Origin of the sequence: Granulicella sp. dw_53, assembly GCF_018449545.1 — a bacterium.
Classification (GTDB): Bacteria; Acidobacteriota; Terriglobia; order Terriglobales; family Acidobacteriaceae; genus Edaphobacter.
Genome location: NZ_JAAVUR010000008.1, coordinates 48,768 through 71,495 on the forward strand (window position 1 = coordinate 48,768; position 22,728 = coordinate 71,495).

Annotated in this window: 21 protein-coding genes and 1 tRNA gene; 13 read left to right on the top strand and 9 right to left on the bottom strand. The window is 52.9% G+C overall.

Annotation, left to right across the window (positions count from 1 at the left end; translation table 11 throughout):
• Nucleotides 1–2: 2 nt before the first annotated feature.
• From HB393_RS13755 to HB393_RS13790, 8 genes are all read left to right on the top strand, one after another.
• The gene (locus HB393_RS13755) at nt 3–245 is read left to right on the top strand and encodes a hypothetical protein (RefSeq protein WP_213805768.1); all 243 of its coding nucleotides are present in this window, start codon (nt 3–5) and stop codon (nt 243–245) included.
• Nucleotides 246–553: 308 nt separating this feature from the next.
• Nucleotides 554–898 (top strand): hypothetical protein, encoded by a 345-nt coding sequence (locus HB393_RS13760; protein WP_213805769.1) that lies wholly within the window; start codon nt 554–556, stop codon nt 896–898.
• A 35-nt stretch (nt 899–933) separates the two neighbouring features.
• Nucleotides 934–2,886 (top strand): hypothetical protein, encoded by a 1,953-nt coding sequence (locus HB393_RS25525; RefSeq protein ID WP_213805770.1) that lies wholly within the window; start codon nt 934–936, stop codon nt 2,884–2,886.
• Nucleotides 2,886–3,650 (top strand): hypothetical protein, encoded by a 765-nt coding sequence (locus HB393_RS13770; protein ID WP_213805771.1) that lies wholly within the window; start codon nt 2,886–2,888, stop codon nt 3,648–3,650. The genes HB393_RS25525 and HB393_RS13770 overlap by 1 nt, the downstream gene beginning before the upstream one ends.
• Before the next feature lie 5 nt (nt 3,651–3,655).
• On the top strand, nt 3,656–3,904 hold the full coding sequence (locus HB393_RS13775) for a hypothetical protein (RefSeq protein ID WP_213805772.1): 249 nt from the start codon (nt 3,656–3,658) through the stop codon (nt 3,902–3,904).
• Between the two features lie 263 nt (nt 3,905–4,167).
• Entirely contained in the window at nt 4,168–4,635 is a 468-nt protein-coding gene (locus HB393_RS13780) for a hypothetical protein (protein ID WP_213805773.1), read from the top strand.
• Nucleotides 4,635–4,904 (top strand): hypothetical protein, encoded by a 270-nt coding sequence (locus HB393_RS13785; protein WP_213805774.1) that lies wholly within the window; start codon nt 4,635–4,637, stop codon nt 4,902–4,904. The genes HB393_RS13780 and HB393_RS13785 overlap by 1 nt, the downstream gene beginning before the upstream one ends.
• 87 nt (nt 4,905–4,991) lie before the next feature.
• The gene (locus HB393_RS13790) at nt 4,992–5,246 is read left to right on the top strand and encodes a hypothetical protein (RefSeq protein WP_255551099.1); all 255 of its coding nucleotides are present in this window, start codon (nt 4,992–4,994) and stop codon (nt 5,244–5,246) included.
• 73 nt (nt 5,247–5,319) lie between these two features.
• Here the strand turns inward: HB393_RS13790 and HB393_RS13795 are convergent, their stop codons facing one another.
• The gene (locus tag HB393_RS13795) at nt 5,320–6,453 is read right to left on the bottom strand and encodes a hypothetical protein (protein WP_213805776.1); all 1,134 of its coding nucleotides are present in this window, start codon (nt 6,451–6,453) and stop codon (nt 5,320–5,322) included.
• 629 nt (nt 6,454–7,082) lie between these two features.
• On the opposite strand from HB393_RS13795, the gene HB393_RS13800 reads away from it, so the two are divergent.
• Nucleotides 7,083–7,361, top strand: a complete 279-nt coding sequence (locus HB393_RS13800; protein WP_213805777.1) for a KH domain-containing protein — start codon at nt 7,083–7,085, stop codon at nt 7,359–7,361.
• A 960-nt stretch (nt 7,362–8,321) separates the two neighbouring features.
• Here HB393_RS13800 and HB393_RS13805 read toward each other — a convergent pair.
• Nucleotides 8,322–9,491, bottom strand: coding sequence for a tyrosine-type recombinase/integrase (locus tag HB393_RS13805; RefSeq protein ID WP_213805778.1), 1,170 nt, complete (start codon nt 9,489–9,491; stop codon nt 8,322–8,324).
• 153 nt (nt 9,492–9,644) lie between these two features.
• On the opposite strand from HB393_RS13805, the gene HB393_RS13810 reads away from it, so the two are divergent.
• Nucleotides 9,645–9,720, top strand: a tRNA-Glu gene (locus HB393_RS13810).
• A 362-nt stretch (nt 9,721–10,082) separates the two neighbouring features.
• Here the strand turns inward: HB393_RS13810 and HB393_RS13815 are convergent.
• From HB393_RS13815 to HB393_RS13835, 5 genes are all read right to left on the bottom strand, one after another.
• On the bottom strand, nt 10,083–10,751 hold the full coding sequence (locus HB393_RS13815) for an alpha/beta hydrolase (protein WP_345945195.1): 669 nt from the start codon (nt 10,749–10,751) through the stop codon (nt 10,083–10,085).
• A 233-nt stretch (nt 10,752–10,984) separates the two neighbouring features.
• Entirely contained in the window at nt 10,985–11,191 is a 207-nt protein-coding gene (locus tag HB393_RS25250; RefSeq protein WP_255551100.1) for a hypothetical protein, read from the bottom strand.
• A 556-nt stretch (nt 11,192–11,747) separates the two neighbouring features.
• On the bottom strand, nt 11,748–12,539 hold the full coding sequence (locus tag HB393_RS13825) for an alpha/beta hydrolase (protein WP_213805780.1): 792 nt from the start codon (nt 12,537–12,539) through the stop codon (nt 11,748–11,750).
• Between the two features lie 287 nt (nt 12,540–12,826).
• The gene (locus HB393_RS13830; protein ID WP_213805781.1) at nt 12,827–13,585 is read right to left on the bottom strand and encodes an AraC family transcriptional regulator; all 759 of its coding nucleotides are present in this window, start codon (nt 13,583–13,585) and stop codon (nt 12,827–12,829) included.
• Between the two features lie 140 nt (nt 13,586–13,725).
• Nucleotides 13,726–14,694, bottom strand: a complete 969-nt coding sequence (locus tag HB393_RS13835; RefSeq protein ID WP_213805782.1) for an AraC family transcriptional regulator — start codon at nt 14,692–14,694, stop codon at nt 13,726–13,728.
• Nucleotides 14,695–15,220: 526 nt separating this feature from the next.
• Here HB393_RS13835 and HB393_RS13840 point away from each other — a divergent pair.
• Entirely contained in the window at nt 15,221–16,111 is an 891-nt protein-coding gene (locus HB393_RS13840; RefSeq protein WP_213805783.1) for a hypothetical protein, read from the top strand.
• A 15-nt stretch (nt 16,112–16,126) separates the two neighbouring features.
• Here the strand turns inward: HB393_RS13840 and HB393_RS13845 are convergent, their stop codons facing one another.
• Complete coding sequence (locus HB393_RS13845; protein WP_213805784.1) at nt 16,127–17,203, bottom strand: 3-deoxy-7-phosphoheptulonate synthase; 1,077 nt, start codon at nt 17,201–17,203, stop codon at nt 16,127–16,129.
• Nucleotides 17,204–17,556: 353 nt separating this feature from the next.
• Here HB393_RS13845 and HB393_RS13850 point away from each other — a divergent pair, with 353 nt between their 5' ends.
• Both HB393_RS13850 and HB393_RS13855 read left to right on the top strand, forming a co-directional pair.
• Complete coding sequence (locus tag HB393_RS13850) at nt 17,557–18,777, top strand: PQQ-dependent sugar dehydrogenase (RefSeq protein WP_213805785.1); 1,221 nt, start codon at nt 17,557–17,559, stop codon at nt 18,775–18,777.
• Between the two features lie 146 nt (nt 18,778–18,923).
• Nucleotides 18,924–19,343, top strand: coding sequence for a DUF3291 domain-containing protein (locus HB393_RS13855; protein ID WP_213805786.1), 420 nt, complete (start codon nt 18,924–18,926; stop codon nt 19,341–19,343).
• A 17-nt stretch (nt 19,344–19,360) separates the two neighbouring features.
• Here the strand turns inward: HB393_RS13855 and HB393_RS13860 are convergent, their stop codons facing one another.
• The gene (locus HB393_RS13860) at nt 19,361–22,132 is read right to left on the bottom strand and encodes a cytochrome P460 family protein (protein ID WP_213805787.1); all 2,772 of its coding nucleotides are present in this window, start codon (nt 22,130–22,132) and stop codon (nt 19,361–19,363) included.
• Nucleotides 22,133–22,728: the final 596 nt, after the last annotated feature.

The window sequence follows — 22,728 nt, forward strand, 5'->3', positions numbered from 1 at the left end:
AAATGATTTATTTCCTAGAACACGACTCAACAGGGTTTATCTACCACGTCTGCGCTGACCCAGACGCCTCAATTGTTCCGTTGATTAACCGTGTGCTTCCTCTCAACGCAGACAAGACACCAGTTGCCCTCAGCCTCCCGGTAGGTATTGATGTTGCAACGTACTCGACTCTCGTAACGGATGGGATGGACAAATACACATTCGATTCAGCAACGAACACCATTGTTAAGAGAGTGGTGGCGTAATGGCGACCAGTCTACTGAATTCCCTTGATCACTATTGTTTTCGTTCGCCTGTCCTCAACCTGCACAAACATCCTGACCTTCACCGCTGCGACCGAGGGCATGCTCATGCGGCTATGGTGCAATCGACCACGGTCCATGAGAAGCAACACCGCGATCCGACAGTAGATTGTCCCGCATGTAATGAACTCGCTCAGGCCATGGCCGTAGGAGCGATACCTTGCACGATATCCGTACACATTGATATGGCGCGGAAGGCTGGCCTCGTCGATGACAAAGGCGCTGTGACTTGTCCTCAGTGTGGTGGCCCTATGACCTTGGTTCCAGGGCAACACATTGCTGAGGTTCACGCCAAGCTCTGTACAGACCCCTGCATTCATTACCCCGACCTGCACAAAGCAGGAAAGCTGAGTGATGAGGACTTCACAGCTTGGAAAGCAACTCTCACCCGCGCTGAATTGCTAGGCCACTACTGGCGCGTTCCTGAGCAGCATATCGTTGCCACATTCACCCACGAAGAGACGGCATTGATTGACTCCGACCGGGAAGCATTCAATGAGTTAGTCAACACAAGAATTCGTGAACGTGCTGAAGCAGCCCTCCTGCATCAGATTCCGCATCGCCACAAAACTACGAAGCAAACCATCACTCTGTAGTTTCCTCCCCGCAACACCCACCGCAAGGAATACCCATGAATCGACTGTTCAAGTCAGCCGCTGCACTCCTATGTGCATTCGGCTTCGGCTACATGGCCCAAGGTCAACTCACGACCATTACCGCCAGCTCTATCAAGATGAGTGGCATCCTTATTGCCTCTGGTTCTGTCACCTTCACTCCTGTAAGTCTGAGTGGTCAGCCTATTCCATTTGCTCAAGCTGGTGGCGGGTTGAACTCACCCGGCGCATTCACATGCACGATCACGGCTGGCGCTATCATTGGAGCCTGCCAGATCCCTGACGCGGCTCTGACTACACCCGCGAACATCCTTTACTCGATTCAGATATCCTCTACGGCCAATCAGCGTGCATTCGTATTGCCCTCTGTCCCAAACATTACTGGTCATACCTGGGCCTTGGATGCTTATGCTCCTTCGGCTCAGACAAGCAATTCCCAGAACATTCAGGTTGCATATGGGACGGCTGCGCCTCCTAACGTCTGTGTGAGTCCGTCATTTTACGTTCGGAACTTTGCAGGTGGTCAGCTTTACATGTGCGTTGGCGGAGTGCCCACCCTAGTGACAGGTTCGGGTGGTGACGGAACGGTCAATGCTTCAACTATGGCCGCTGCGGTTGCTGGTCTAACGGGTTGCTCGGTCGCAGGGAATGCGTGGAATCCTGCTACGAACACCTGTATTGCGGCCTCAGCGGGGTCTCAAGGACCGCAAGGAAATCCGGGTGCTAAGGGTGATACCGGAAGTACTGGCCCTGCTGGATCGGCTGGAGCTGCTGCAACCATCACCGTAGGAACGGTCAGCTCACTACCTGCGGGTTCAACTCCAACAATCACTAATACAGGTACGTCATCCGCTGCAGTTTTCTCTTTCGGCATTCCTGCGGGGGCAACCGGAACGAAGGGTGATACGGGGGCAGCGGGTTCAACAGGGCCGACTGGTCCCAAGGGTGACACCGGAGCTACTGGCGCTACAGGACAAACCGGTCCGAAGGGCGATACCGGAGACGTAGGTCCGCAGGGTCCAGCCGGTGGTAGTGGTGGCGTGGAGTTCGGTACTACGGCTGGAACCGCAGCAGAGGGAAATGATTCCCGTATCGTTGGCGCGCTTCAATCCGCAAATAACCTGAGCGATCTTGTCAGCGCTGCAACCGCCAGAACCAACTTGGGTTTGGGTTCGGCTGCTACTACTGCCTCATCCGCTTACGACGTCGCTGGAGCCGCCTCAGCAGCTCAGACAGCCGCTATAGCAACGGCTATTGCTACGGCTGCCAATGCATCGAATCTCACTAGCGGAACCGTGCCTGTTGCTCGAATACCAACACTGAATCAGAACACCACTGGCACGGCAGCTTCATTGTCTACGACCGCTGCTCATAGCCTTGTCTATGCAACGCCGACTGGAGCTACAGGTGTGGGAAGTTTCAGATCGCTCGTCTCTAGTGATATCCCTGCACTATCCTACTTGGCCAACACAACTCAGCTTGCGGTAACGAAGGCGGCGATCACTAGCAACTTCCTCAATTCGTACAACAGCGCCACGGGTGCCTTCACCTCAGCCCAGCCCGCATTCACCGACATCAGCGGGACCGTAGCCTCGGCTCAATTGCCCTTGGCTACTTCCTCTGCGTTCGGCGCGTTCAAACCCGATGGGACGACGATCACCTGCACCAGCGGCGTTTGCTCAGCCGTAGTGTCAGTCGCAGATACCCCGGTCTCAATCTCCGGTGGCACCCAGGCTGCGAATTCTTGTAGTGCATCCGCTACGACTGTAACCATGACCAACGCGACTTCATTGATGATCCCGTTGGTAGGCTACTCCGCCGACCCAACTGCTATCACCGGATGGGGCTCAACGGGTGGCATGGTCATTGCAGGTTGGTTCACCTCCAACACACTCAACTACAAACTCTGCAATCAGACCTCAAGCTCGATCACCTATGGAGCTATCACGTTCAATGTGGGAGCCAAATAATGTTGAAGACTATTGCTTCACTACTTCTATTCGCTCAAATGATAGGTCCGGGACGGACAGGTAGTACGGCTTCGTCTGGTGGTCCTGCCGTCTGTGGACCTCTAGGTTACACAACGAATCTGGCCCTGAGATTAGAAGCTACCAATATCGCTTCTTGTGCTGGTGCTTTCTCTGGTTGGCCTGATAGCAGCGGATTGAGCAACACAGCGAATATGGTGGGTGGGCCTATTTGTACCTCAACCGGAGGATCTAATGGTGGTGCCTTTGTCACCCTGAATGGAACTCAGTATGGAAATTTAGCGACAGGTATAGCTCCTGCTCCATCAGATGTCGGTTACACAATCTTCGCTGTTGCCTCTCCATCGAGTGCCGCTAAAGGTAAGTTGACTGGATCATCAGTGAATGCTGGTGCTTTTTCGTACTTTATTGGAGACGGAACGCACATAGAACAAGGAGCGGATATTGGCCAGACAGTAGCTCTAGGTATGGGAACAACTTCCATGACAGCTAATTCCTGGCATCAGATAAATGTGGCTTTTACGGGAACAAACGCTATCTTTAGAATCGATTCCACCACCGATGGAACCACTACTTTTTCATCCACATTCGCTCAACAAACCATAAATCTTCTATTCGCTGAGCATTCTCTACAAGAAATTTACAACGGCAAAGTAGAAGCCATTCTGATTTACCGCGAAAACATGACTCTGACGAATAAGCAGACGGTCGAATCCTACATGCGCTGCAAATACTCGGTGAACTAGCCACTATGAAAGACTTCATTATTCATGCAGTAAAGAACTGGCACAGCACGGTTCAATCTATTCTGACCTCCACATTGGCCATCACAGGTGGGCTGGCTGGCCTTAGCATTCTTTCGCCTCAAACGGCTACGATCCTTGGCACAGTGAACGTCATTGCGAAGATCGGATTGGGGATGCTTCAGACTGACGGTATCGTGATTCCTGCCGGAAGCACCGTCTCCCAGACTCAAAGCGTGACCGTCAAGACACCGTAGCAGGGAACAGGCGAGCGACCTTTCAAGTTCAATCTAAGTGCTGAGGCCATCTTCTAACCGGGATGGCCTTTTGCACGTCTGCCGTCGACGCTAACCCCATTAAATTTAACAACTTAAAAGATCCCATTTATGGCCTTGACTCCGTGCCGGTGCGGAGTAACACTCCCGAGGCTAAGCGGAGCTGAATCTTGCACTTAGCAGCTACCTGCTTTCAAAGGGGCCTCTCCCATGAGGCCCCCAAGTTGTTTAACCGGAGGAACACAGTGAAACGTATTGCTGCTCTTATCATCCTTGGAATTTCTACCTGCCTCGTCCACGCTCAGACAAAGATTCTCTACAACTCCAGCCACGCCAAGGCGGGATCACCAATTCCTCAAGAGTGCCTCGCTGCGGGTGCTGCTCTCATGCACGGATTGGTTTCGTATCCTCATCCAGCCAAATGGACCTACATCATCTCGTGTGATGACTTTGCATGGTCGGACACGATGATGGCTGCGCGTAACGATAGAGGAAAGTTGATCTATGGAGCCACCAACCCTGAGAACTTCACAACCTTGCTTCGTGGCTCAACACTGAGGGATGACGGCGACCGTCGAGTAACGGCGGAACATCTCATAGCTCATGAACTCGCCCACATCTTTCTGCAAAGTAACGATGATGCCAAGGTAGAAAAGTTGGCTCAGTCCTGGCTGATAGAACGTCACGCCTCAGTATTGGTGGCGGCGAACTAATGAGACTACGACGACCGACTCCGCAACAAGGACGCGCCTTAGAACTACTCGGCCATGCCATCGAATATTTGATGGATTCTTATGTGATCGTTGTATCTGCTAATGGTAGTAAGGACGACCGCGAGGCCATTCAACTCCTGATGCGTTTAAACATGGATGTGTTTAGCGAATGTGAGGAAAGTGTGTCGTTTATTCAGTGGTCAGCAGATTCATTTACCCGTTGGTTCAAACGGCAATTTGCTATCAAGGAATCAACGTTAGACGAATAGAGCTGACATTCAATACAACAAAGAGAGGCCATCCTGATTGGGATGGCCTCTTTCTCGTTTACCATGGCGAATAGAGGAAACATGAATATGGAAACAATCATTGAGCAAATCGATGCAGAGATCGTTAGATTACAGCAAGCAAAAACTCTACTGGTACGCAATGATGTAAAGCGTGGTCCGGGCCGACCGAAGGCAAAGGCAGATGATCTTGTATCCAAGATTCTTGCTGTTGTACCCGTTAGACGTGTGATGAGTGCTGAGGGTAAGGCCCGGATTGCTGCTGCTCAGAAGATTCGTTGGGCGAAGGCAAAGAGAGCAGCTAAGAAAGCAAAGTCAGCTTAGTTATCCGTCTCACATTTCCGGTCGCTTTTGTGCACGCTTCCGAACAACTGGTGCTTAGAGGGGGCAACGATCATTATCGTGACGTCAGCCCCCATGTATTTAGCTGATCTATATAGGAAGTCACGTTTTGCAAAGTGTCCGTCATGATCCAAGTCTTGAAAGTCCACGTTCCAGTTGTAATTCCTCCATCATAGTGAACCTCCCACTTTGCGAAATTGCTTCCATACTGTTGCGATGGACCGCCTGAGTTGTCGTAAAAGACAAACCCAGCGTTCGGTGAGTTCACAAATATTCCCATTGCCATCGAGGTGGGAGTAGTACCCGAGGCCAAAATCACTGCCTGTGGGCCGGGATTTAATGGAACGTCATATCCAGTGCCTGCGGACGTTCCTTGCTGTACGGCCAATAATGGGACAGTCGTCAAACTTCGACTGATCGGATTGTAGTAATAGTAATTATTAAATTGGGCGTTGAGATAACCTGTGGGTGCTTCAACAACTGCTTCGTTCATGGCGGCTGAATGTACTATCGTCTGATAAAGAGCTAAGGGCCAGTGGCGATCCTGATTGTCGGGCCCGACCCAATCCAAGGTTATAGTTTTTCCGATAGTGACATCAGGGTATATGACAGGATGATCTGCATCTCCTCCAAAGTTTGAGGGATTCCAATCAATAGGGACAGCGGCTGTCGACTGGGTACTCCCCGATGTAACGATTGATACGCACGGAGAGGGATGACGTGCATCGACGTTGATGTCTGGAGTTCCAAAAGTGTCACCAGCTTCTTCTAGCGACGACTGCGAACCAGTCGGGTACATTGCAGCTTGGAGCTGACGGCCATAGTCGTAATCATTTATAAATTGAACTCCATTCCACCACCATTCCCATACAGCGCATCCAGTAGCGATATTCGATTTCACTTCCACTCCGCCGCCATAAACAGATGCGAGTGATACGTCGGTGCCCGGATAGCGAGCATACCCATACCCGAGAGCTGCCTCAGAAGCATAAAAGGGAAGGTTCTGTGGATGAGCCACAGGAGACTGATCAACTACCAAAGCATGGTCACCTGCGTTAGGAGATGCCGGTTGGTTGTCATAAAAGCGGGTTAGTGCAGAAGTTCCAGTCTTGGCGGTGCCACTTGACCACATATAGCCGAGGATACCTTCTGTTATGAATCCGCCTTCGCCTGCCACAGTCGAGTCCATATGATCGGTAGCCTGTTGATTCACTAGACGATACAACGGCTGAAGCCCAGAGATAGGCACATTAGCGCTGTCAGTTGTCCGTGATGGAACGTAGAAAACTCCAACATGGGGGTGCATATCACGTTCATTCGCGCTCGTAGTGCTCGTGTAATCCGGGCCTAGTTGCATCTCCCAAATGGTGCTCAATCGTATAGGGGCCTCGGGAAGGCCTTGGGCCTGACATGGCAATCCGAGAGAGAAAAACATAAGAAGTGGGAGTATGCGATGTTGCAACGCTAATCCTCTTGATAGCATTGGAATTCCTTTCCAGGGCAGATTGGTAACGCATTTCGCGGTACGAGTAAACAATAGAAAATTTGCAGTGTGAGACTCGGTGCACTATACGTATATCCAAAATATGCGATCAATAGTTATGAAGGGATGAACACTTAATTCTGGCTACTGCGTGGGTTCGATTATGGGAAATATAACTAATCTCCAAAGATCCCACCGAATCTACCCTTCACCTCATTGAACTTGTATCGATTCCGGGAGGTACACGCAGCTCAGGTAGCATTCCCAATATGGAACCGAACGAATATTGACCGAGGGAGTAAAACCCGCCTGATCAATTGAGGCTCCAATCTCCGATGAATGACATTCAAATAATCGTTGACTGGATGGATAGCCTAATCCAGGTGCTGGTGGATTACCCAAAGGATGTTTTTGTGAAGGCACTACCCACTTCAGAGGGTTTCACTTTGTCTGTCATAGTCAATCCGGTTGACACCGAAAAGCTGATCGGTAGAGAAGGCAGTAACGCTGAGGCTCTTCAACAACTTCTAGTGGAAGTCGGCATGGTGAAAAACCTGAAGCTCAGCTTGGATATTGAGGGGCAACAGGCTCCTCAGGAGAATGCAGTCCGATAGCTGTCATCCTTGGGCTAGATTGGTCTGTCTAGTTCGGTCGGTCTATTTTCTGCTCCACAAATCCAATCGCTCTCAATACGTCTAGAGGGACATTCTTCTGAAAGACCAACATCGTGCAATTGGAATCGAAGTCCTCAGATAGCGCTTCCTCGGATTCCTCAGGGTTGATCAGTTCGGCGCATAGAAGTTCACATATGCAGAATGACTTGGTTTGGTAGACCTTCAGCCAACTCCGAACAGGTTTCGCCGGGGCCAACACGAGGACCCTATAACCTTCCGTTGCACGGGTAATTAGAAGTCTGGCATCCATGCCGGAGAGTATAGAGCAGACTCGTAAAAGCATCGTATTGATTGTGCCTATAAGCAGTCTTGCGCCGATTCAAGCCGGATATTTTCTCCCGAATCGGAACGGAGGTCGTATCGCTCGGTCACTACGGCAAGTCCTTATGGCCGTGAGTGCAAAGAAAGACCTCAATCTGACTTTGGATATTGAGGGGTAATCAAACTCTCATGGATAAAGACGTCCTTCCTCAATGAATACAAGGAAAATTGGAGACTTCCACAGGGATATCTGGGATTTATTAAGTTTGCCGCATGATTTGAACAGTGAATATGGGGATTCTCGCATGTGGCCACAATACGTTGCGCCTTTATACTTGACGACCCCATTGGGTAGCGGTACCTTACGGCTGCAACTGTAATTAAATCTGCTTTTCCACAGGAGCTTCAATCATGGCAACATCACCCAAACAAGCATCGCAGGCCGGGAAGGACCTGCGGAAACCCTCAACCCCAAAGGCAGACCGTGGCCCCATCGCATCTGCTCTGTCCCAAACGAAACGTTCCCCCAAACGATAATCCGTAGTCCAAATTACGCCCCCGAGCGGAGGCAATGCCGTGAGGGGGCACTACGGAGGCCACTATCCATTCCCAATCTCACCTGAACAGAGGTGAATCCTACTATGCAGCTCTGGATCGGTTTATCTTCGCCATTGCTTCATGCATTTGCTCGTTATCGACATGCGCATATCGCTGAGTAGTGGCGATGGAGCCATGACCACACAGAATCTGTACGATTTTTAGATTGACTCCTGCTGCAACCAGACGGCTGGCAAAGGAATGCCTCAAATCGTGCCATCTGAATTGCTTTATACCCGCCTCATTGCGTGCATCTGTCCACCATTCCCTATTAACTGCAATGTTGAATACTCGGCCATCAGAAGACATCCTCTGGCGTTCGCCATCTTGGAGACGGGTAATCTCCTCCTGAATGGTACGAAGCTCCTGGAGGGCTTCGTACACGTCATCAATCATGGGTATGGTTTGAGGTTTGCCCGTCTTGTTCATGGCTGGAGGGATATGCAGCTCCCGATTGTCAAAGTCAATATGTTCGGACCATTTTAGGTTGTATTGATTGCTTTTACGTAGTCCAGTACCAAGGGCTAGAGTCAACTCATGAGGGTGGCAGCGAAGGAACAGCTTGCGGAGCCTGTGGTGTTCTGGGCATTCAGCAATCCACTTGTCTAGGACCTTCCTAATCGCCTCTTCCTCTTCTGGCCGAAGTTGGCGAGGATGGTCAGGTGCCTCTACATGGAACTGTTGCTGATCCCGTACGGGATTGTGATCTACCTTCCCCGAATCCATGGCAACGCGGTAGACGCTGGAGAGAACAGAACGATACCTGTTCAGGGTAGCGGGTTTCTTATTCAGGCTCAGTAGCCAATTCCTTATTTCATAGCCTTTGATCGATGCAGCAGAACGGCCATTGAAGCCCTCCAGAATCGCCTTTACGCGTTGTTTAGGACTGGACTGGTCTCTCGGTGGTTTGGGGCACGAAGGGCTGCTTATAAAGGCTAAATAATCCTCACATAGCTGGTTGATTGTGATCCCAGATTGAACACCATCTATTTGAGAGAGGGTTCGCGTCTGTTCCTTGGCTGACTTGGCGACAGTTCCAGGGACGACACCCCGTTTGATGAGTTTCGTTTTGGCAAGTTCGGCCTCTGCCTCAGATTGAGAGCCTATTCGTCTACGGACGTTCTTTCCATCAAACCTGTACCGGATATACCAAATACCGCTGCCTGGAACCTTCTCGAATACGCCGGAAACTGCTTTAGGTTTACGCGCCATAACTCCTAGCCTCTGGGTCTACGTTATCACCGTTCCGGGGTTCAAAAGGGTTCATTCGTACTAGTAATGGCATTATGTGGCAGGGAAGTGCAATGGAGACAAAACTCATAATATCCAATGAATACGCAGTGTTTCGTTGCATCTCATTGCAGAAGCGAAATGGTCAAATTCCATAAATCCGGCCCTTTCAAGGCTGAGAGTCCGGGTTCGAGCCCCGGTGGCGCTACCAAAAATCAATCACTTACGAGATACGCCTTCGAGAGCTGCGGGTGCATCTTTGGCGGAGCTAGCCGGAAGGTGTTGGGTTCGGCGTTCGAACCTGCAACGGCGGAAACATTAAGGGTGCCCGGAGAATGTGAGTCCGAGCGAATCTACCGTTTGGTTCGGATCGTTGTTCCCTCAAACTCTTGGAGACGATCAGAGCTTGGAATCGACCGGCTCGGAAGCAGGGCAAGGCAGCAATTTTGATCGTTCCTTTGGCCCTGGGCCTCCCCAAAAGGTTAACCTGTTTCTCGATCCGAGCATTCGGACCTTCGTTCCTGTCTAAACCCACGATCGAGCTATTTTCTTACAATGTGAGTCGTCAGAGGTTTATGGCTGAAGCGAACTGGCGGCTTTCTCGACGAGAGCCGATATATCTGGAGCGTGACTTATCATGGCTAGGTGTCCCGATTGAAGGGTGAGTGTCGTGGCGTTCATTCGCTTTGCCATTGTCGCCTCGAGTGTCGGAGAGATCACTCTGTCGTTGCTCGCAACGACATACCAGGTAGGAACAAGCTTCCAAGCCACTTGTGTCACGGATGCATTAAGCGCATTCGGGGCTGAAACGGGTCCTTGTGTTGCCGCGACTGTCGTCTGATCGGCAGCGGACAGATCCTGTGCGAGATCGTTTGCAACTCCCGTGTCGGATACCGTTAGGAAGCCAGAGGTATCCATCGAGAAATCGTTGTTGATAGGGGTTGATGGGACCGTACCATTTAGCGATACCGCAGATTCCCCCAAATCAGGCGCGTAGGCAGACACATATACCATGCCTGCAACCTTGGGATCGACGCCGGCCTGTGTGATGACCACCCCTCCGTACGAATGGCCTACGAGCAGGGTCTTGCCAGTTTCACGTCCCAGGGCGCGCTGTACGACTGCCACGTCATCTGCCAGCGACGTAAGCGGTAGTTGAACTGCCGTTACGTTGTAGCCGTCTGCATGCAGCGTCGCAATGACGTCATCCCAGCATGATCCGTCGGCCCACGCGCCATGCACTAGTAGTACATTCTTGATACCTGAAGGCCCCGATGCTTGTACGACCGGTGAGCTCTGAGAAGTGCAGCCGCTCAGCGCGAGCGCGGCAAGGATAAGCGGTTTGGAGCCATTAAATAAAGTGGATTTGAACATCTAGTGGTCCTTTCCCTTCTAGTCTTCTAGTGAAGATGGGACATGAGTGATTCGACAGAATGCCAGGCTTGCGAGTGTTGGCAGAGTCGGTGGTGTTTGTCTCAGTGGAGCGCCAGAAAGACTAGGGCGATCGCGACAACATCCTCAAGTAGAGCCGCCGGCAGATCGCGCCCAAATAATCGCGCGGCAGTGGCTCTCGCCTTGGAACCTGCGAGTGTTCCGAGAATGCTGCCGACGATTCCCGCCAGAACTCCCATAAGAAGATGTTCGTGTGAGACGCCTATTGCCGCACCAGTGAGTGCACCCATCAACATCCGAGCACCGAATTGCGGAGGAACAAGCCGGCTTGGGGTTTTGGGCAGCTTGTCGGTAACTAGCTCACCGATCGCGAGCAGGCTAGTAACGAACGGCGTTGCTCTAAAACCCAAAAATGCAAGCATGTCCCCTGAAGGGGTAACTTATCGGAGCTAGCTGCCCAGCTAACAGCCGCGAGGCCAACAAGAGCGCGAAGACCACACGCAACACCCACTACGAAGGCCGAGATTAAGACGGACATACAATGTTCTCCTTTAAAAGATGGTTCGGCGAATCGGCAGGTAAAAAAAGAGCCTGTCCTTAGGCTGTTGGAGGAAGAAGGTTCCCAGAATAAAGTGGACTCAGCGCAAGGAAGACGAGGCAGTCAATTCCATCTCCGGTATACCCCTTGAATTTTTCAGCAATAGAGGAGACCGGTTCTGGCGAGATCGGATAGCGTCGTTCATGCTGTCTCTGTATAAGAAGAGATGATCTGACGCATCCTGTTTCGCAAGGTACGTCAGATAGCATCACTTCCGCTATTGTGTGAGAGAAGAACAACAGCTTGTTCTACTTCGAAGCGGCCTTTGATGCCGCATCGAGGATCACATTAGCAACTTTCGCTGGTTGAGCGAGCATGATTACGTGGCTGGAGGAGACAGTAGTGGTTGTCGCGCCGATCTTTTTTGCCTGAGCGGCTTCGAGTTCGGGTGAAATCGTCCGATCGGTTGTAGCGACGATGTACCACGAGGGTTTCGACTTCCACGCCGGATTTGTGACCTCACCCTTCATGGCGCCAACGCTCGTTGGCACTTGGGTAGCCGTGAGGATGGCAATTTCTTTGGGGGAAAGGTCTTGCGCCATATCTTCAGCTATCCCTTTAGGAGTCAGTTTGAGGAAACCACTCTTGTCTGGACGCAACTCTGAGCCTACGGGTGTTGCAACGCTCGTGATGAGGCCGAAAGCGGATTCTCCCTTATCCGGTGCGACTGCCGAAACATAGACGAGTCCCGCGACCTTCGGATCATTTCCGGCTTCGGTGATGACAGCTCCGCCGTAGGAGTGACCGACGAGCAATACCGGCCCGTCCTCGAGATCAATAGCCCGCTGCGTTGCTGAAACATCGTCCGCGAATGATGTTAGCGGGATCTGAACAGCAACAACATGCAACCCCTTCGCCTCCAGCAATGGAATGATCTTGGACCAGCACGAACCGTCCGCCCATGCCCCGTGAATGAGCAGTACGGTTTTTACCGCTGCATTGGGTTGCGTTTGTGCCGTCGCCTTAGTCGCAGGAACGGTGATCGCGAGTAGTGTGGCGCACGTCGCCATCACATTCCTAACAAACTTGAATGCTTGCATTATCTTTCTCCTTGGTGAACGGAAGGTCCGCACAAGACTCGCAGCTGCTCTGTCAGACCCCGTACGGACTGCCAATGCGAACAAGCACACAGTTCTTGTGGCCATTCTCACATTCGCTATCCTGTTTCATCTGAGCGTAGTTCTGGATGAGGGGAGGCATCTAGGCGAAAACTATCAAAAACTGGCCATTCCTGCTGGAAATATCAAGGTGACGGAAAAGAAAAGACCCGCCATGACGGCGGGCCACTTGCATGATGGATCGGGTACTTAAGTCCACTTATTCGAGGTTACTTTTTTGAGTTGCGCCACTCACCGGGACTCTGCTTTAAGAATCGCCGAAACGATTTATTCAAAGCAGATTGATCCGGGAAGCCGCAGCGGAGTGCGATGTCTGCGAGTGGAAGATCCGAATGTAAGAGATAGGTCTTTGCCATATCGATTCGCCGTTCGATGAGCCAACGATAAGGGGGGCGCCCAAAAGTCTTTCGGAACGCGCGGGCAAAATGACTGACAGATAATTCACATTCGGCAGCCACGGAATAGAGCGAAGTTTTGCCCTGCAAATTCGCCTCCAAAAACTCAGTAGCTCGACGAATTTGCCACGCCGACAATCCACCTCTGGTTGAGGTCTCTTTTTCGAAGCCTCTTCCATAACGATGTACAGCATGCGCGAGGATTCCAAGTCCTACCTGATCCACGAATAATTGAGACGAAGAGTGGGGATTTCTCAATGCGGGCAAAAGAGCCAGGCCTAAGGAATGAAGAGTTTCATCGACACCCTTCCTGCCCCGCAGGAGATTATCAATTGGGTTCATTTGGTTGTCGTAGCAGAATCCGTTCAAAGTCTTACGAGGTATGTAGAACTGAAGAAAGTAATATGGCTCTGGAAGGTAAAGAACCGGCGGCTTTTCAAGGTCGGAGATACAAGCAGAACCTGCGGAGAGTTTCTCTTCCAGGGCAAGCCGTCCGCGAACCCATAGGGAGCTATTGTTGTTCTCCCGCAGATGAAGATGGATTGAGAATGCTTCTTCAGCAGGTACAGGCAAAGGGAGCTCAGGCATCCCGTCAGAACGGAGTTCAGTTACTGCAAATTGAAGTTGTCTGGCTGACTAAACAGTCAGCGTTGGAGCAGAGGAGAGATGGAAGTATCTCCCAAATTTTGTGCCGTATGCCCCTTGTTCGCTGGTCATGATCGCAACTCCTTGTGGAGGCGCGCGTCGCCATCGCTTGAACTGGTGCGGTCGCGAGTCATCACCCGTCGCCATACTCCGGGAGTTACCCTGTGAATTCGCTTGAAGGAGCGGTTGAGTGCCGATTGATCCGCAAATCCACACTGAATGGCGATCTCCGCGAGGGGCAGCCGGGAATTCGTCATAAGATCTCTCGCCCTATCCACCCGAAGTTCCGTCAACCACTTATAAGGCGGCCGGCGAAAAGTTTGTTTGAAGGCCCGAGCGAAGTGGCTCACTGATAGTTCGCATGCTGCGGCAACTTGCTTGAGGGCAATGTTGCCGTCCAGATGAGCCTCCAATAACTCTGTTGCTCTTCGCATCTGCAGAAAAGAGAGTCCACCTTCAAACTTCGGAGCCGATATCGTCACACCGCCATACGAGGAGACAAAATGACAGTTCAAGGCATGCAAAATATAATCCAGGAAGATCTTCGAAACATGATTGGGTTGCGCTAGCGAGGTCAGAAGAGTCTTCCCCAAGTGGTAGACGACAGTATCAAATGCTCCAAGCGGCCAGACCAATCGCTTCACAGGCGGCAATCGATGGGCATATGCAACTTCATCGAGAGCAGCTTGAGTGATATACACCACCAATGCGTCGAAGGGATTTGGTAGGAAAAGTGCGGGCTCCTCTTGTAAGTCGATTGCACTAACGCTCCCAATTGGGTAAAGACCGCTCGATACCTTTTTGCGCCCAAAAAATTGCTCGAGAAAAGGTATAGCTTTGAGTTGCAATGCAACGAGATAGCCATGCTCACCAATGAGCGGAGGTGCAAATTCTGGAAGACCTTCGCTGCTCTGAACCCTCCCAAACGAGAACGAGGCAATCTCGGACAACTGGACTTCCGCAGTAGGAGAATCCCTGAGATACATGTTTTTGGCGAGTTGATTCCAGAACGTAGGGACTTCGATGGACGTCTCCATAACCCGATCTAACCTTTCCTTAGAGATGGCCCCAAAGCGTCGATAGATCGTTGAAGGCGGCTGGAAGAAAGAGCCGACCTACCCGAAAAGAGAACTGTCGATTGCTATCTGCCAACTAACAACCGTGAAGCCAGAATTGCTTGTGAGGCACACATGTCCATTAGCATGTAGGCCCAAAGCGGCATCCTGGGTTTCTCCTTAGGAGTGTGATTTTACAAATAAAATGTGAGCAAACATAGACCTGGAAGAAGGTAAGTGTTTGTCTAACGCATAAAATTATGATAATGCCATCAGAGCCAAACTCCCTTCCATTTGAGTAGCGTCGACGATCGAAGTGGAGACTTCGGGTGACTGCAGCCTGTGGATAATTGGCGTAGCTCCTTATTGCACTGGCAGGCGGCGTAAATCAGAATGATTCCGTATACTGGGCTGGCCCATCAGACATGGCTTGTGCACTTCTTTTGAATTCTGACTGTTGCAACCTCTGTCGGTGGGATGAAAGATCAACTCCGAGGAGATTTTTACGATGTTTATTTCGAACGCCGGACGTTTCGCCATCTGCGTTGCACTCGTGGCGAGCCTTTCGCAAGCCGCGTCAGCCGCTGACATTTTGATTGTCGATGCGAAGTCGCAGCCCGAAAGTTTGACTGTGGCCCCGGGCGGCGTGATGATCGTTGGCAGCGCCAGTTCGCCGTTTGTCTATAAGGTGCGTTCGGGTTCGTCTGTTGCCGAGAAGTTTATCGATGCCAGTGCCGAAGGTACGGGGACGTTTTTCTTCGGCATGCTGGCGGATGTCTCCAACAATATGTTGTGGACGTGTCAGCTAACCCCGGTTCCGAACACCACACCAGCGCAGCGGCACACCGCCTTGAGAGGATTCGACCTCGCTACCGGCACGCCGAAGGTCCGCTGGAACCTGCCGGGGGACAATACTACGTGCAACGATTTTGCGATCGGACCGGATAAGGCACTTTATATTACGGACACCGGAACCGGCAGAATCTACAAGCTGGCGGCTGGGGCCTCCATCGCAGAGCTCTACCTGGAGCATCGGACGCTCATGGGTATTGATGGCATCACCTTCCTGGATGGCACGCTGTATGTGAACAACGTCGTCTTCAACAAGCTCTACCGCATTCCGGTGGATGCTGCAGGGAAACCTGGGACGCCTGTCGATATCTGGATGGACCAGCCCGTAAAGGGGCCTGATGGCATGCGTGCCGCGAACGGTAAGATCTTCGTCGCCGAAAACGGTAGCGGAAAAGTTTCCGTGCTCACTATCAATGGGGATAAGGCAAGCGTCACTGTGATTCGGGAAGGACTCAAGACGCCGACCGGGGTCGAACCCGCAGGCGATACTCTCTGGATCGCCGAGCGCGGGGCTGGCAAGGCCGTATCGGTTCCCATGCCCAAGTAGCGCGGGTTTTGGGCGCTATGATTGCTTGATATGGATGGTTCGTCGTTTATGGACGGCACTGGCGAGTTCACGCAGGAGTATTTGGGTCTCGGTCCAGTCGATGCAAGCATCGGTGATGCTTTGGCCATAGACGAGGGCTTTGCCGTGGACAAGAGACTGGGAGCCCGCGACGAGATTGCTTTCGATCATGACGCCCATGATGTGGCGTTCCTCGCTGGTCGTGATCTGCTCTGACACGGAACGGCATACCGAACCCTGCTTGCGATAATCTTTGCCGCTGTTCGCATGGCTAAAGTCGATCATGATGCGCGGTTTGGCTCCTGCCTTTTTCATCTGCTCAGAGGTCGAAGCGACAGATTCGGAGTCGTAGTTTGTGGTGTGGCCGCCACCGCGCAAGATGACATGGCAATCTGGATTCCCGGAGGTGAGGAGGATTGCAGCTTGTCCGGATTCAGAGGTTCCTAGAAATGTATGTGGGTGATTAGCGGAAAGAATGGCGTCAATCGCAATTTGTACATTACCTGATGTACCGTTCTTGAAGCCAACCGGGCATGAGAGTCCGGATGCGAGCTGGCGATGGACTTGACTCTCGGTGGTTCGCGCGCCAATGGCTCCCCAGCTCACGAGGTCGGCGATGTATTGGGGCGAGATCATGTCGAGGAACTCCGTGCCAGCGGGGACTCCCATATCTGCCAGATCGAGGAGGAGGCGACGTGCAATGCGCAGTCCGTCACTGATACGGAAGGATTCGTCGAAGTAGGGATCGTTAATCAGCCCCTTCCAGCCTAAGGTGGTACGCGGCTTCTCGAAGTAAACTCGCATCACGATCATGAGTTCGTCGGAGAGCTCTGCGATGGCCTCTTTCAACAATCCCGCATACTCTCTGGCAGCGATAGGATCGTGGATCGAGCAGGGACCTACGACGACCACCAGACGGTCATCCGATCCGTCGAGGATGTCTACGATTTGACGGCGCGCCTCAAAAACAGTGCGCGAAGCGTTCTCGGTGACAGGCATTTCTTCCTCAAGAAAAATTGGAGGAAGGACAATTCTGCTGGATTTGATCCTGAGATTATTTGTGGGGTATGCCATAGTCGCTCAACCAGCATACTAGGTATGCTGATAGTGCTGCGGGAGCAAAGTCACCTGGAGAGGTAATCGATTAAATTGTAGCCTTACGATCCTTTAGCTCACAAGACGTGCAGTTTATCATTACCAATATTTTTACATTTGCATACGGCATTAACTCCACAATAAGAATCTGGAAGACTCCTTGTCATGTCCTATGCTTAGGTGAGTTGTTCTCGATATCAACCAGGGAATGATTTTGGTCCGTCCGACACCGGATCCCTGATAAGGGCCTGTATCGCAGGGAACACCGCGAAGAAAAGATGATGTAACGGTTAGTGAACGCCTAACCGATCACGAGATAGAGGGAAGACGAGATGAAACAGTTAGCGATCGCGGGGCTATTTGTGGCTCTGGCGGCAACCCAGGTAGAGGCGCAGATCAATGCAGGCGAGCAGCAGCCAGAGCCTAGCGTGCCTTTCAACATGGTCCAAGTGGCGACTCTCAATCTGCCCTGGCGGATTGCCTTCCTGCCCGACGGGCGCATGCTGATCTCCGAGAAGGTCGGCGGCATGCAGTTGGTAACGCAGCAGGGAGCCAAGACGTCTGTCGCGAATGTGCCGGCCGTCCTTAGCAAAGGACAAGGCGGCATGCTGGGTGTCTTTCTCTCGCCGCACTATGCCAAGGATCACAACGTCTACCTCACCTATTCGGAGCCCGGCGAGGGCGGTTCGAGCCTGGCCCTTGCGCGAGCCACGCTGACGCTTGGCCAGGATTCGGCGAGCCTTGACGGGCTGAAGGTCATCTGGCGAGATGGCGAGAGGGGCGATGGAGGACAGTTTGGGGCCCAGATAGCCTTTTCTCCGGATGGAAAGTATCTTTTCCTTACGGTTGGCGACCGGCAGCGCATGACGCCAGCCCAGGATCCAAACCAGCCACTCGGCAAGATTCTGCGTCTGACGTTGGATGGCAAGCCAGCCAAGGGTAATCCGATGGCAGGGAAGAAGGGCGCTGCCAGCGTGCCTGTAATCGACCCGCCGGCAGATACCGAAGCTGCGAAGACTGCTCCGGTTGTGAGAACGTATACCTTCCCCGGGCCGAACCTGACGCCGGCGGAGACCTGGACTAGCGGACACCGTACTCCCTACGGTCTGGCCTTCGCGCCGGACGGACGGTTGTGGGAGGTGGAGCATGGTCCGAAGGGTGGCGATGAGCTGAACCTGATCGAGCCGGGCAAGAATTATGGCTGGCCGCTGGTCTCCTATGCGGTCAACTACGATAATGTGCCGATCCCAAGCCCGGACACGCGATCTGATCTGACCAAGCCGGTCATCTACTGGACGCCGATTATCGCGCCTGGCAACCTCATCTTCTATAACGGTGCGATGTTCCCGCAATGGAAAGGTTCCGCCTTCGTGAGCGGTCTGGCGAGCAAGGCGCTTCTCCGCATTACCTTCGACCCTAAGGGCGAGGCCAAGCCAGCCGAACGCTGGGAGGTCGGTCACCGCATCCGCGACGTGGAGGTTGGTCCCGATGGGGCGCTGTGGATGATCGAGGATTCCAGGACTGGCGGTCTGTTCCGCGTGACGCCGAAGTAAGCTCTAAACCCTCCTGAGGCTCACCGTCCTACCGACGGTGAGTCCAGGAGGCTTTCGGGCTATTCGTCCGTGTGCCCAACTGGCCATCTGATGGCATGATGACAATGGTTGCGGAGGGATAGCATAGGGCAGATAGGGTATCTCCCATGACCTTTGTTAGCCTTACTCGCTTACGTATTCGCTCTATCCGCTACCTGCCCCTGTTTGCGATCCATGCCCAGAAGACGCTTCGACAGGTGAAGAAGGCCCCTGGATTTCAAAAGGGTTCGCTTTTGCCCGATCGGAACTGGACCTTCTGGACTATGACGGCTTGGGACGACCCTGAAAGTATGCGTCGTTATATGACCACGGCGGCTCATAAGAGGGCGATGCCGCACCTGATGCACTGGTGCGATGAGTCTTCAGTTGCGCATTGGGAGCAAGAGGAGAGTAGCCTGCCTTCCTGGGAGGAGGCCGACCGGCGCATGCGAGAGACCGGCCGTGTCTCGAAAGTCAACCACCCAAGTCCTGAGCATGCCAGCCTAAACTATCGCAAGCCGCGAACCTCCGGCGGCGGCGCCATCTGACTGTGACGATTCCGTTTTTACCTCTTGGTGGAGGCGATCAGCAGCTTCCAGTTTGCGTAGTCGGTATTGGCCAATGTGCCGAGTGAACTCGTCAGGTAATTCAGGCGTGCCGTCGCTGCTGTTTTTGTACGGTCTCGGTCAGCGAGAAAGTAGGGTGGTATCGTCTGCGAATACAGATTGACTGTGACGTTCAGGCTCTTTGGATCGGTCCCTGTAGGTATCGGAATCTCGTACCGCACGATGGATTGGCCTTTGCCGGCCAGGTACGCTGGGTCTTCGAGCGCATCGCCCACAGGTTGCGTCGCGTGCAGATAGGGTTCAGGCATATGCAAGTCCGCTGGCCCGTGGAGCGACCAGCCGATCGGCAGGAGGCGGTTGTCTTTGATATCGTAGTCGCGGCGGGTAAAGCTGGTTGTAAATTTGTGCTCCACGTCCTGCGTCAGCTCTTCGTAGATCTGTACCTGGTCGGAGTTCCGGATAGGATTGGACTGGCTGAAGTGTGGCTGATACGCGCCACCCACGAACGACTCGGTGGGTAGCACTTGCCCGGAGAAGTTAGTTAACTGACCTTTCTCGTTTGTGGCGCCTGAGCTAAAGAATGGCTTTCCATTCGCGGTCGCTTGGAGTTCCAGAAAAGCACGGCGAAAACCGACGCCGCTAGGGAAACGATGTCCGGCTTTGTTGGTGACTGTGACTTCCACGATCAGTTTGTCTGCACGGACCTCCCACTTACTGATCGCGGCCGTTGCAGTGATGCTTTGGGCCTGCTGCACGAGGTTGTTCGAAGCCGCGTTGAGATCTGTCGCCAGGCCCGTCATGTAGTCGGCTAGCCGGACGCCGAGCGTCTCATTGTTGTTCTCTTTGTTGACCGGCTGGAGGAACATCTGCAATAGAAAGCCATTGGTTCCGAGTAGCTCGTGGCGCTTGTAGCCGTCCTCGCGATATCTCACGTTGAGTTGGTCGGGAGTCGCAAGATGATCCGTGACCGGATAGGTGAGGTCTTGCACGATGGCGATCCTGTCTGTGATCTTTGCCACGTTGACGTGGGTGCGGTCGTTTACATAGCCCGAAGGCATGTGGCATTCCTGACATGTCTTCGGAGTCGCACCCACAGAGCCGTATTCGTTGCGATATTGGCTGTTGAGCCACTCGGGATAGGTCGCTTGTTCCACCGATTTCTTGTTCGAATCCATACTATCGAGCACGGGAAGGAGGATGGTGTGACAGGTACCGCACATCTGCGGCGATTGAAGATAAGCATTGTGCTTCGGCTTCACGCCTAAGCCGGTGTCCATGGGATATGTTGTGACGACGTCATCCTTGAAGGGACCGTTCAACTCGTCTGAGGGCGTGAGGTTGAAGACCCCATTGATCTGATGGTCGAGGAAGTAGCTCAGGGTCGGCTCCTTGGGAGCCGCCATTCGGTGGCACACCTCGCAGCTGATGCCGTCGCGTGCAAGGCCTCCATATTTGAATCCCTCGTGCGCTGGATCAGTCTCGTAGACGAAGTCGACTTTGAACGCCTGGTTGGGGTGTTCGGCGGCAAAGGTTCTCTTGCCCATGGCGCCGTGGCAGGTCATACAGGTGTCAATAATGAGCTGCTTCTTGGCTGGTTCGCGTTGGGCGGCTAACTCGCTGTCCAGTTGCGAGTAGAACACCGGATCGCGACCGGCGAGTCCCATCGGCGACCAGCGCCACTCGCCGTAGGGCGAGACGTTGATGGTGGACGATGTCTTCGATGGAAGAATCATCGAAGGGCCCAGACTGACGTTTGTAAGGCCGCTGTGGCATCCAAGGCACTGCGACGAGGTGACGAAATTGGGAGAGGTGGCATCGTGTGGGTTCGAGGCCGGTCTGGCGAGAACGTCGTCGAAGGTTTCGGGAGGGAATCGTTCGATGGAAGGCGGCTTCGTTACCCCCTTGAGGAAGAGCCCTCGCATGTCCTCTTGAATCGCTGCGTTCTGCTGATGGGATGGAAAACGGGATGGCTGAATCAACTGTTCGTTCGGAAGCGCCTTGTCGTCGACAAGCGAGAGGTTTGGCTTCTGAAGATAATCGATGAGAGTATGCCCGAAGCCGCATGTCTTGGGCGGCTCTTCGGCGCTTGCATCTCTCCAGCTATTGTCCACCCGGAACTGCAGCGGCCAGCCGGGTGCGCCTTCGATATTGCTCAGTGACGAGAAGGTAAGATTTTTTTCTGCGGACGCATGGCAGCGAAGGCAGTAAAGCCCATACCCAGCATTCGGATATTGAAACTCGTTGGAGAAGTTCATCGAGTTTGAGGGCTTGCTGCCGTTCCAGAGTTCAGCCCAAAACCAGCCGTCGCGCGAGGCCTTTGAGTTCCTGATCATGATGGTCCAGTCGTTGGAACATCCAAGGCCATCGATGGGGATATCACGGTAGTGGGCCGCAGGACCCGGAGCGAACTGCTCCTTGATGATGACGGCGCCATCTGGAATGTCACCCTGGCGGCCGTGCAGAAGCCAATTCGATACCTCTGGAGAGTAGTAAATATGGACCGGGGGATGAACTGTGGCCGAGACGCCATTCATGAGAGGGCCGGTATCCCGGACCCATTTATCTTTGCACCAGCCCAGTTTTCTGTAACCAAGGGTATTCAGATACGCCAAAACTTGCTTCTCAAACTTCACCGGTTCGCCAGGTGGAAGCTGCGCCGGAAGCCTCATTTGCGTCGGCACGGGCAGCGCCTTCGAGCAAGGGTTTGGAATCTCCTGAGCGTGGGCAGCAGCTATCAATACAACAAAGAGTGGAAAGGCGAACCATCGCATCGTGCGATCCTTTCGCAGGCTCGGGCCCGCGTCTAACTCAAACTTCCTTGTGACGATGAAGACCGTTTAGCGCTAGGAATTGCGGCTTTCGGATCTGCCATATCCATCGAATATGCGGATTCGATGCGGCTGGCATGTTTTGTGTGAAGGGCTGAGGTCGACTCACGGATACAACTGGGATGCCGGAAGATCAGGATTGTTTTGCCAGTGGAACTCAGATGCTTTGCGGTATGGATGTAGTCCCATCTGGGACTGGTTGCATCGAAGCGGGAGAGCAAAACCGTGGCCGTGTCGTCGGGATTATCCGACTTTTCTCCATGCCGAATCATGACTATTTGAGCTGGGCAGGTGGTGCTCATCGTGTGTGCCTCGCTTACATGGGTCAGCGAAAGTTTGCTGGAGCCGCACACTGGTGTCAACAACAAAGTTGGTGGGCTTTGATGGCGCCCTGCCATTCACCTGGTGGCTAGCTCAGTTTTGGTACTCCGAAGTTGGTTTTGGTTGGCCGGCATTGTCGACCTGGCGTGGCGAAAGTGCGTCTGTTCTAGCTTTTGAACGATCTCCATGATTTCTGCTGTAGATCGTAGCCGGTGGAA

What these genes read in the sequence shown, in the direction of transcription:
- HB393_RS25525 (WP_213805770.1), top strand. Translation starts at nt 934, where the DNA reads ATGAATCGACTGTTCAAGTCAGCCGCTGCACTCCTATGTGCATTCGGC.
- HB393_RS13855 (WP_213805786.1), top strand. Translation starts at nt 18,924, where the DNA reads ATGACCTTTGTTAGCCTTACTCGCTTACGTATTCGCTCTATCCGCTAC.
- HB393_RS13825 (WP_213805780.1), bottom strand. Translation starts at nt 12,539, where the DNA reads ATGCAAGCATTCAAGTTTGTTAGGAATGTGATGGCGACGTGCGCCACA.
- HB393_RS13755 (WP_213805768.1), top strand. Translation starts at nt 3, where the DNA reads ATGATTTATTTCCTAGAACACGACTCAACAGGGTTTATCTACCACGTC.
- HB393_RS13795 (WP_213805776.1), bottom strand. Translation starts at nt 6,453, where the DNA reads ATGGACTCGACTGTGGCAGGCGAAGGCGGATTCATAACAGAAGGTATC.
- HB393_RS13845 (WP_213805784.1), bottom strand. Translation starts at nt 17,203, where the DNA reads ATGGCATACCCCACAAATAATCTCAGGATCAAATCCAGCAGAATTGTC.
- HB393_RS13790 (WP_255551099.1), top strand. Translation starts at nt 4,992, where the DNA reads ATGGAAACAATCATTGAGCAAATCGATGCAGAGATCGTTAGATTACAG.
- HB393_RS13850 (WP_213805785.1), top strand. Translation starts at nt 17,557, where the DNA reads ATGAAACAGTTAGCGATCGCGGGGCTATTTGTGGCTCTGGCGGCAACC.
- HB393_RS13805 (WP_213805778.1), bottom strand. Translation starts at nt 9,491, where the DNA reads ATGGCGCGTAAACCTAAAGCAGTTTCCGGCGTATTCGAGAAGGTTCCA.
- HB393_RS13775 (WP_213805772.1), top strand. Translation starts at nt 3,656, where the DNA reads ATGAAAGACTTCATTATTCATGCAGTAAAGAACTGGCACAGCACGGTT.
- HB393_RS13770 (WP_213805771.1), top strand. Translation starts at nt 2,886, where the DNA reads ATGTTGAAGACTATTGCTTCACTACTTCTATTCGCTCAAATGATAGGT.
- HB393_RS13835 (WP_213805782.1), bottom strand. Translation starts at nt 14,694, where the DNA reads ATGGAGACGTCCATCGAAGTCCCTACGTTCTGGAATCAACTCGCCAAA.
- HB393_RS13760 (WP_213805769.1), top strand. Translation starts at nt 554, where the DNA reads ATGACCTTGGTTCCAGGGCAACACATTGCTGAGGTTCACGCCAAGCTC.
- HB393_RS13840 (WP_213805783.1), top strand. Translation starts at nt 15,221, where the DNA reads ATGTTTATTTCGAACGCCGGACGTTTCGCCATCTGCGTTGCACTCGTG.
- HB393_RS25250 (WP_255551100.1), bottom strand. Translation starts at nt 11,191, where the DNA reads ATGGGTGCACTCACTGGTGCGGCAATAGGCGTCTCACACGAACATCTT.
- HB393_RS13860 (WP_213805787.1), bottom strand. Translation starts at nt 22,132, where the DNA reads ATGCGATGGTTCGCCTTTCCACTCTTTGTTGTATTGATAGCTGCTGCC.
- HB393_RS13800 (WP_213805777.1), top strand. Translation starts at nt 7,083, where the DNA reads ATGAATGACATTCAAATAATCGTTGACTGGATGGATAGCCTAATCCAG.
- HB393_RS13785 (WP_213805774.1), top strand. Translation starts at nt 4,635, where the DNA reads ATGAGACTACGACGACCGACTCCGCAACAAGGACGCGCCTTAGAACTA.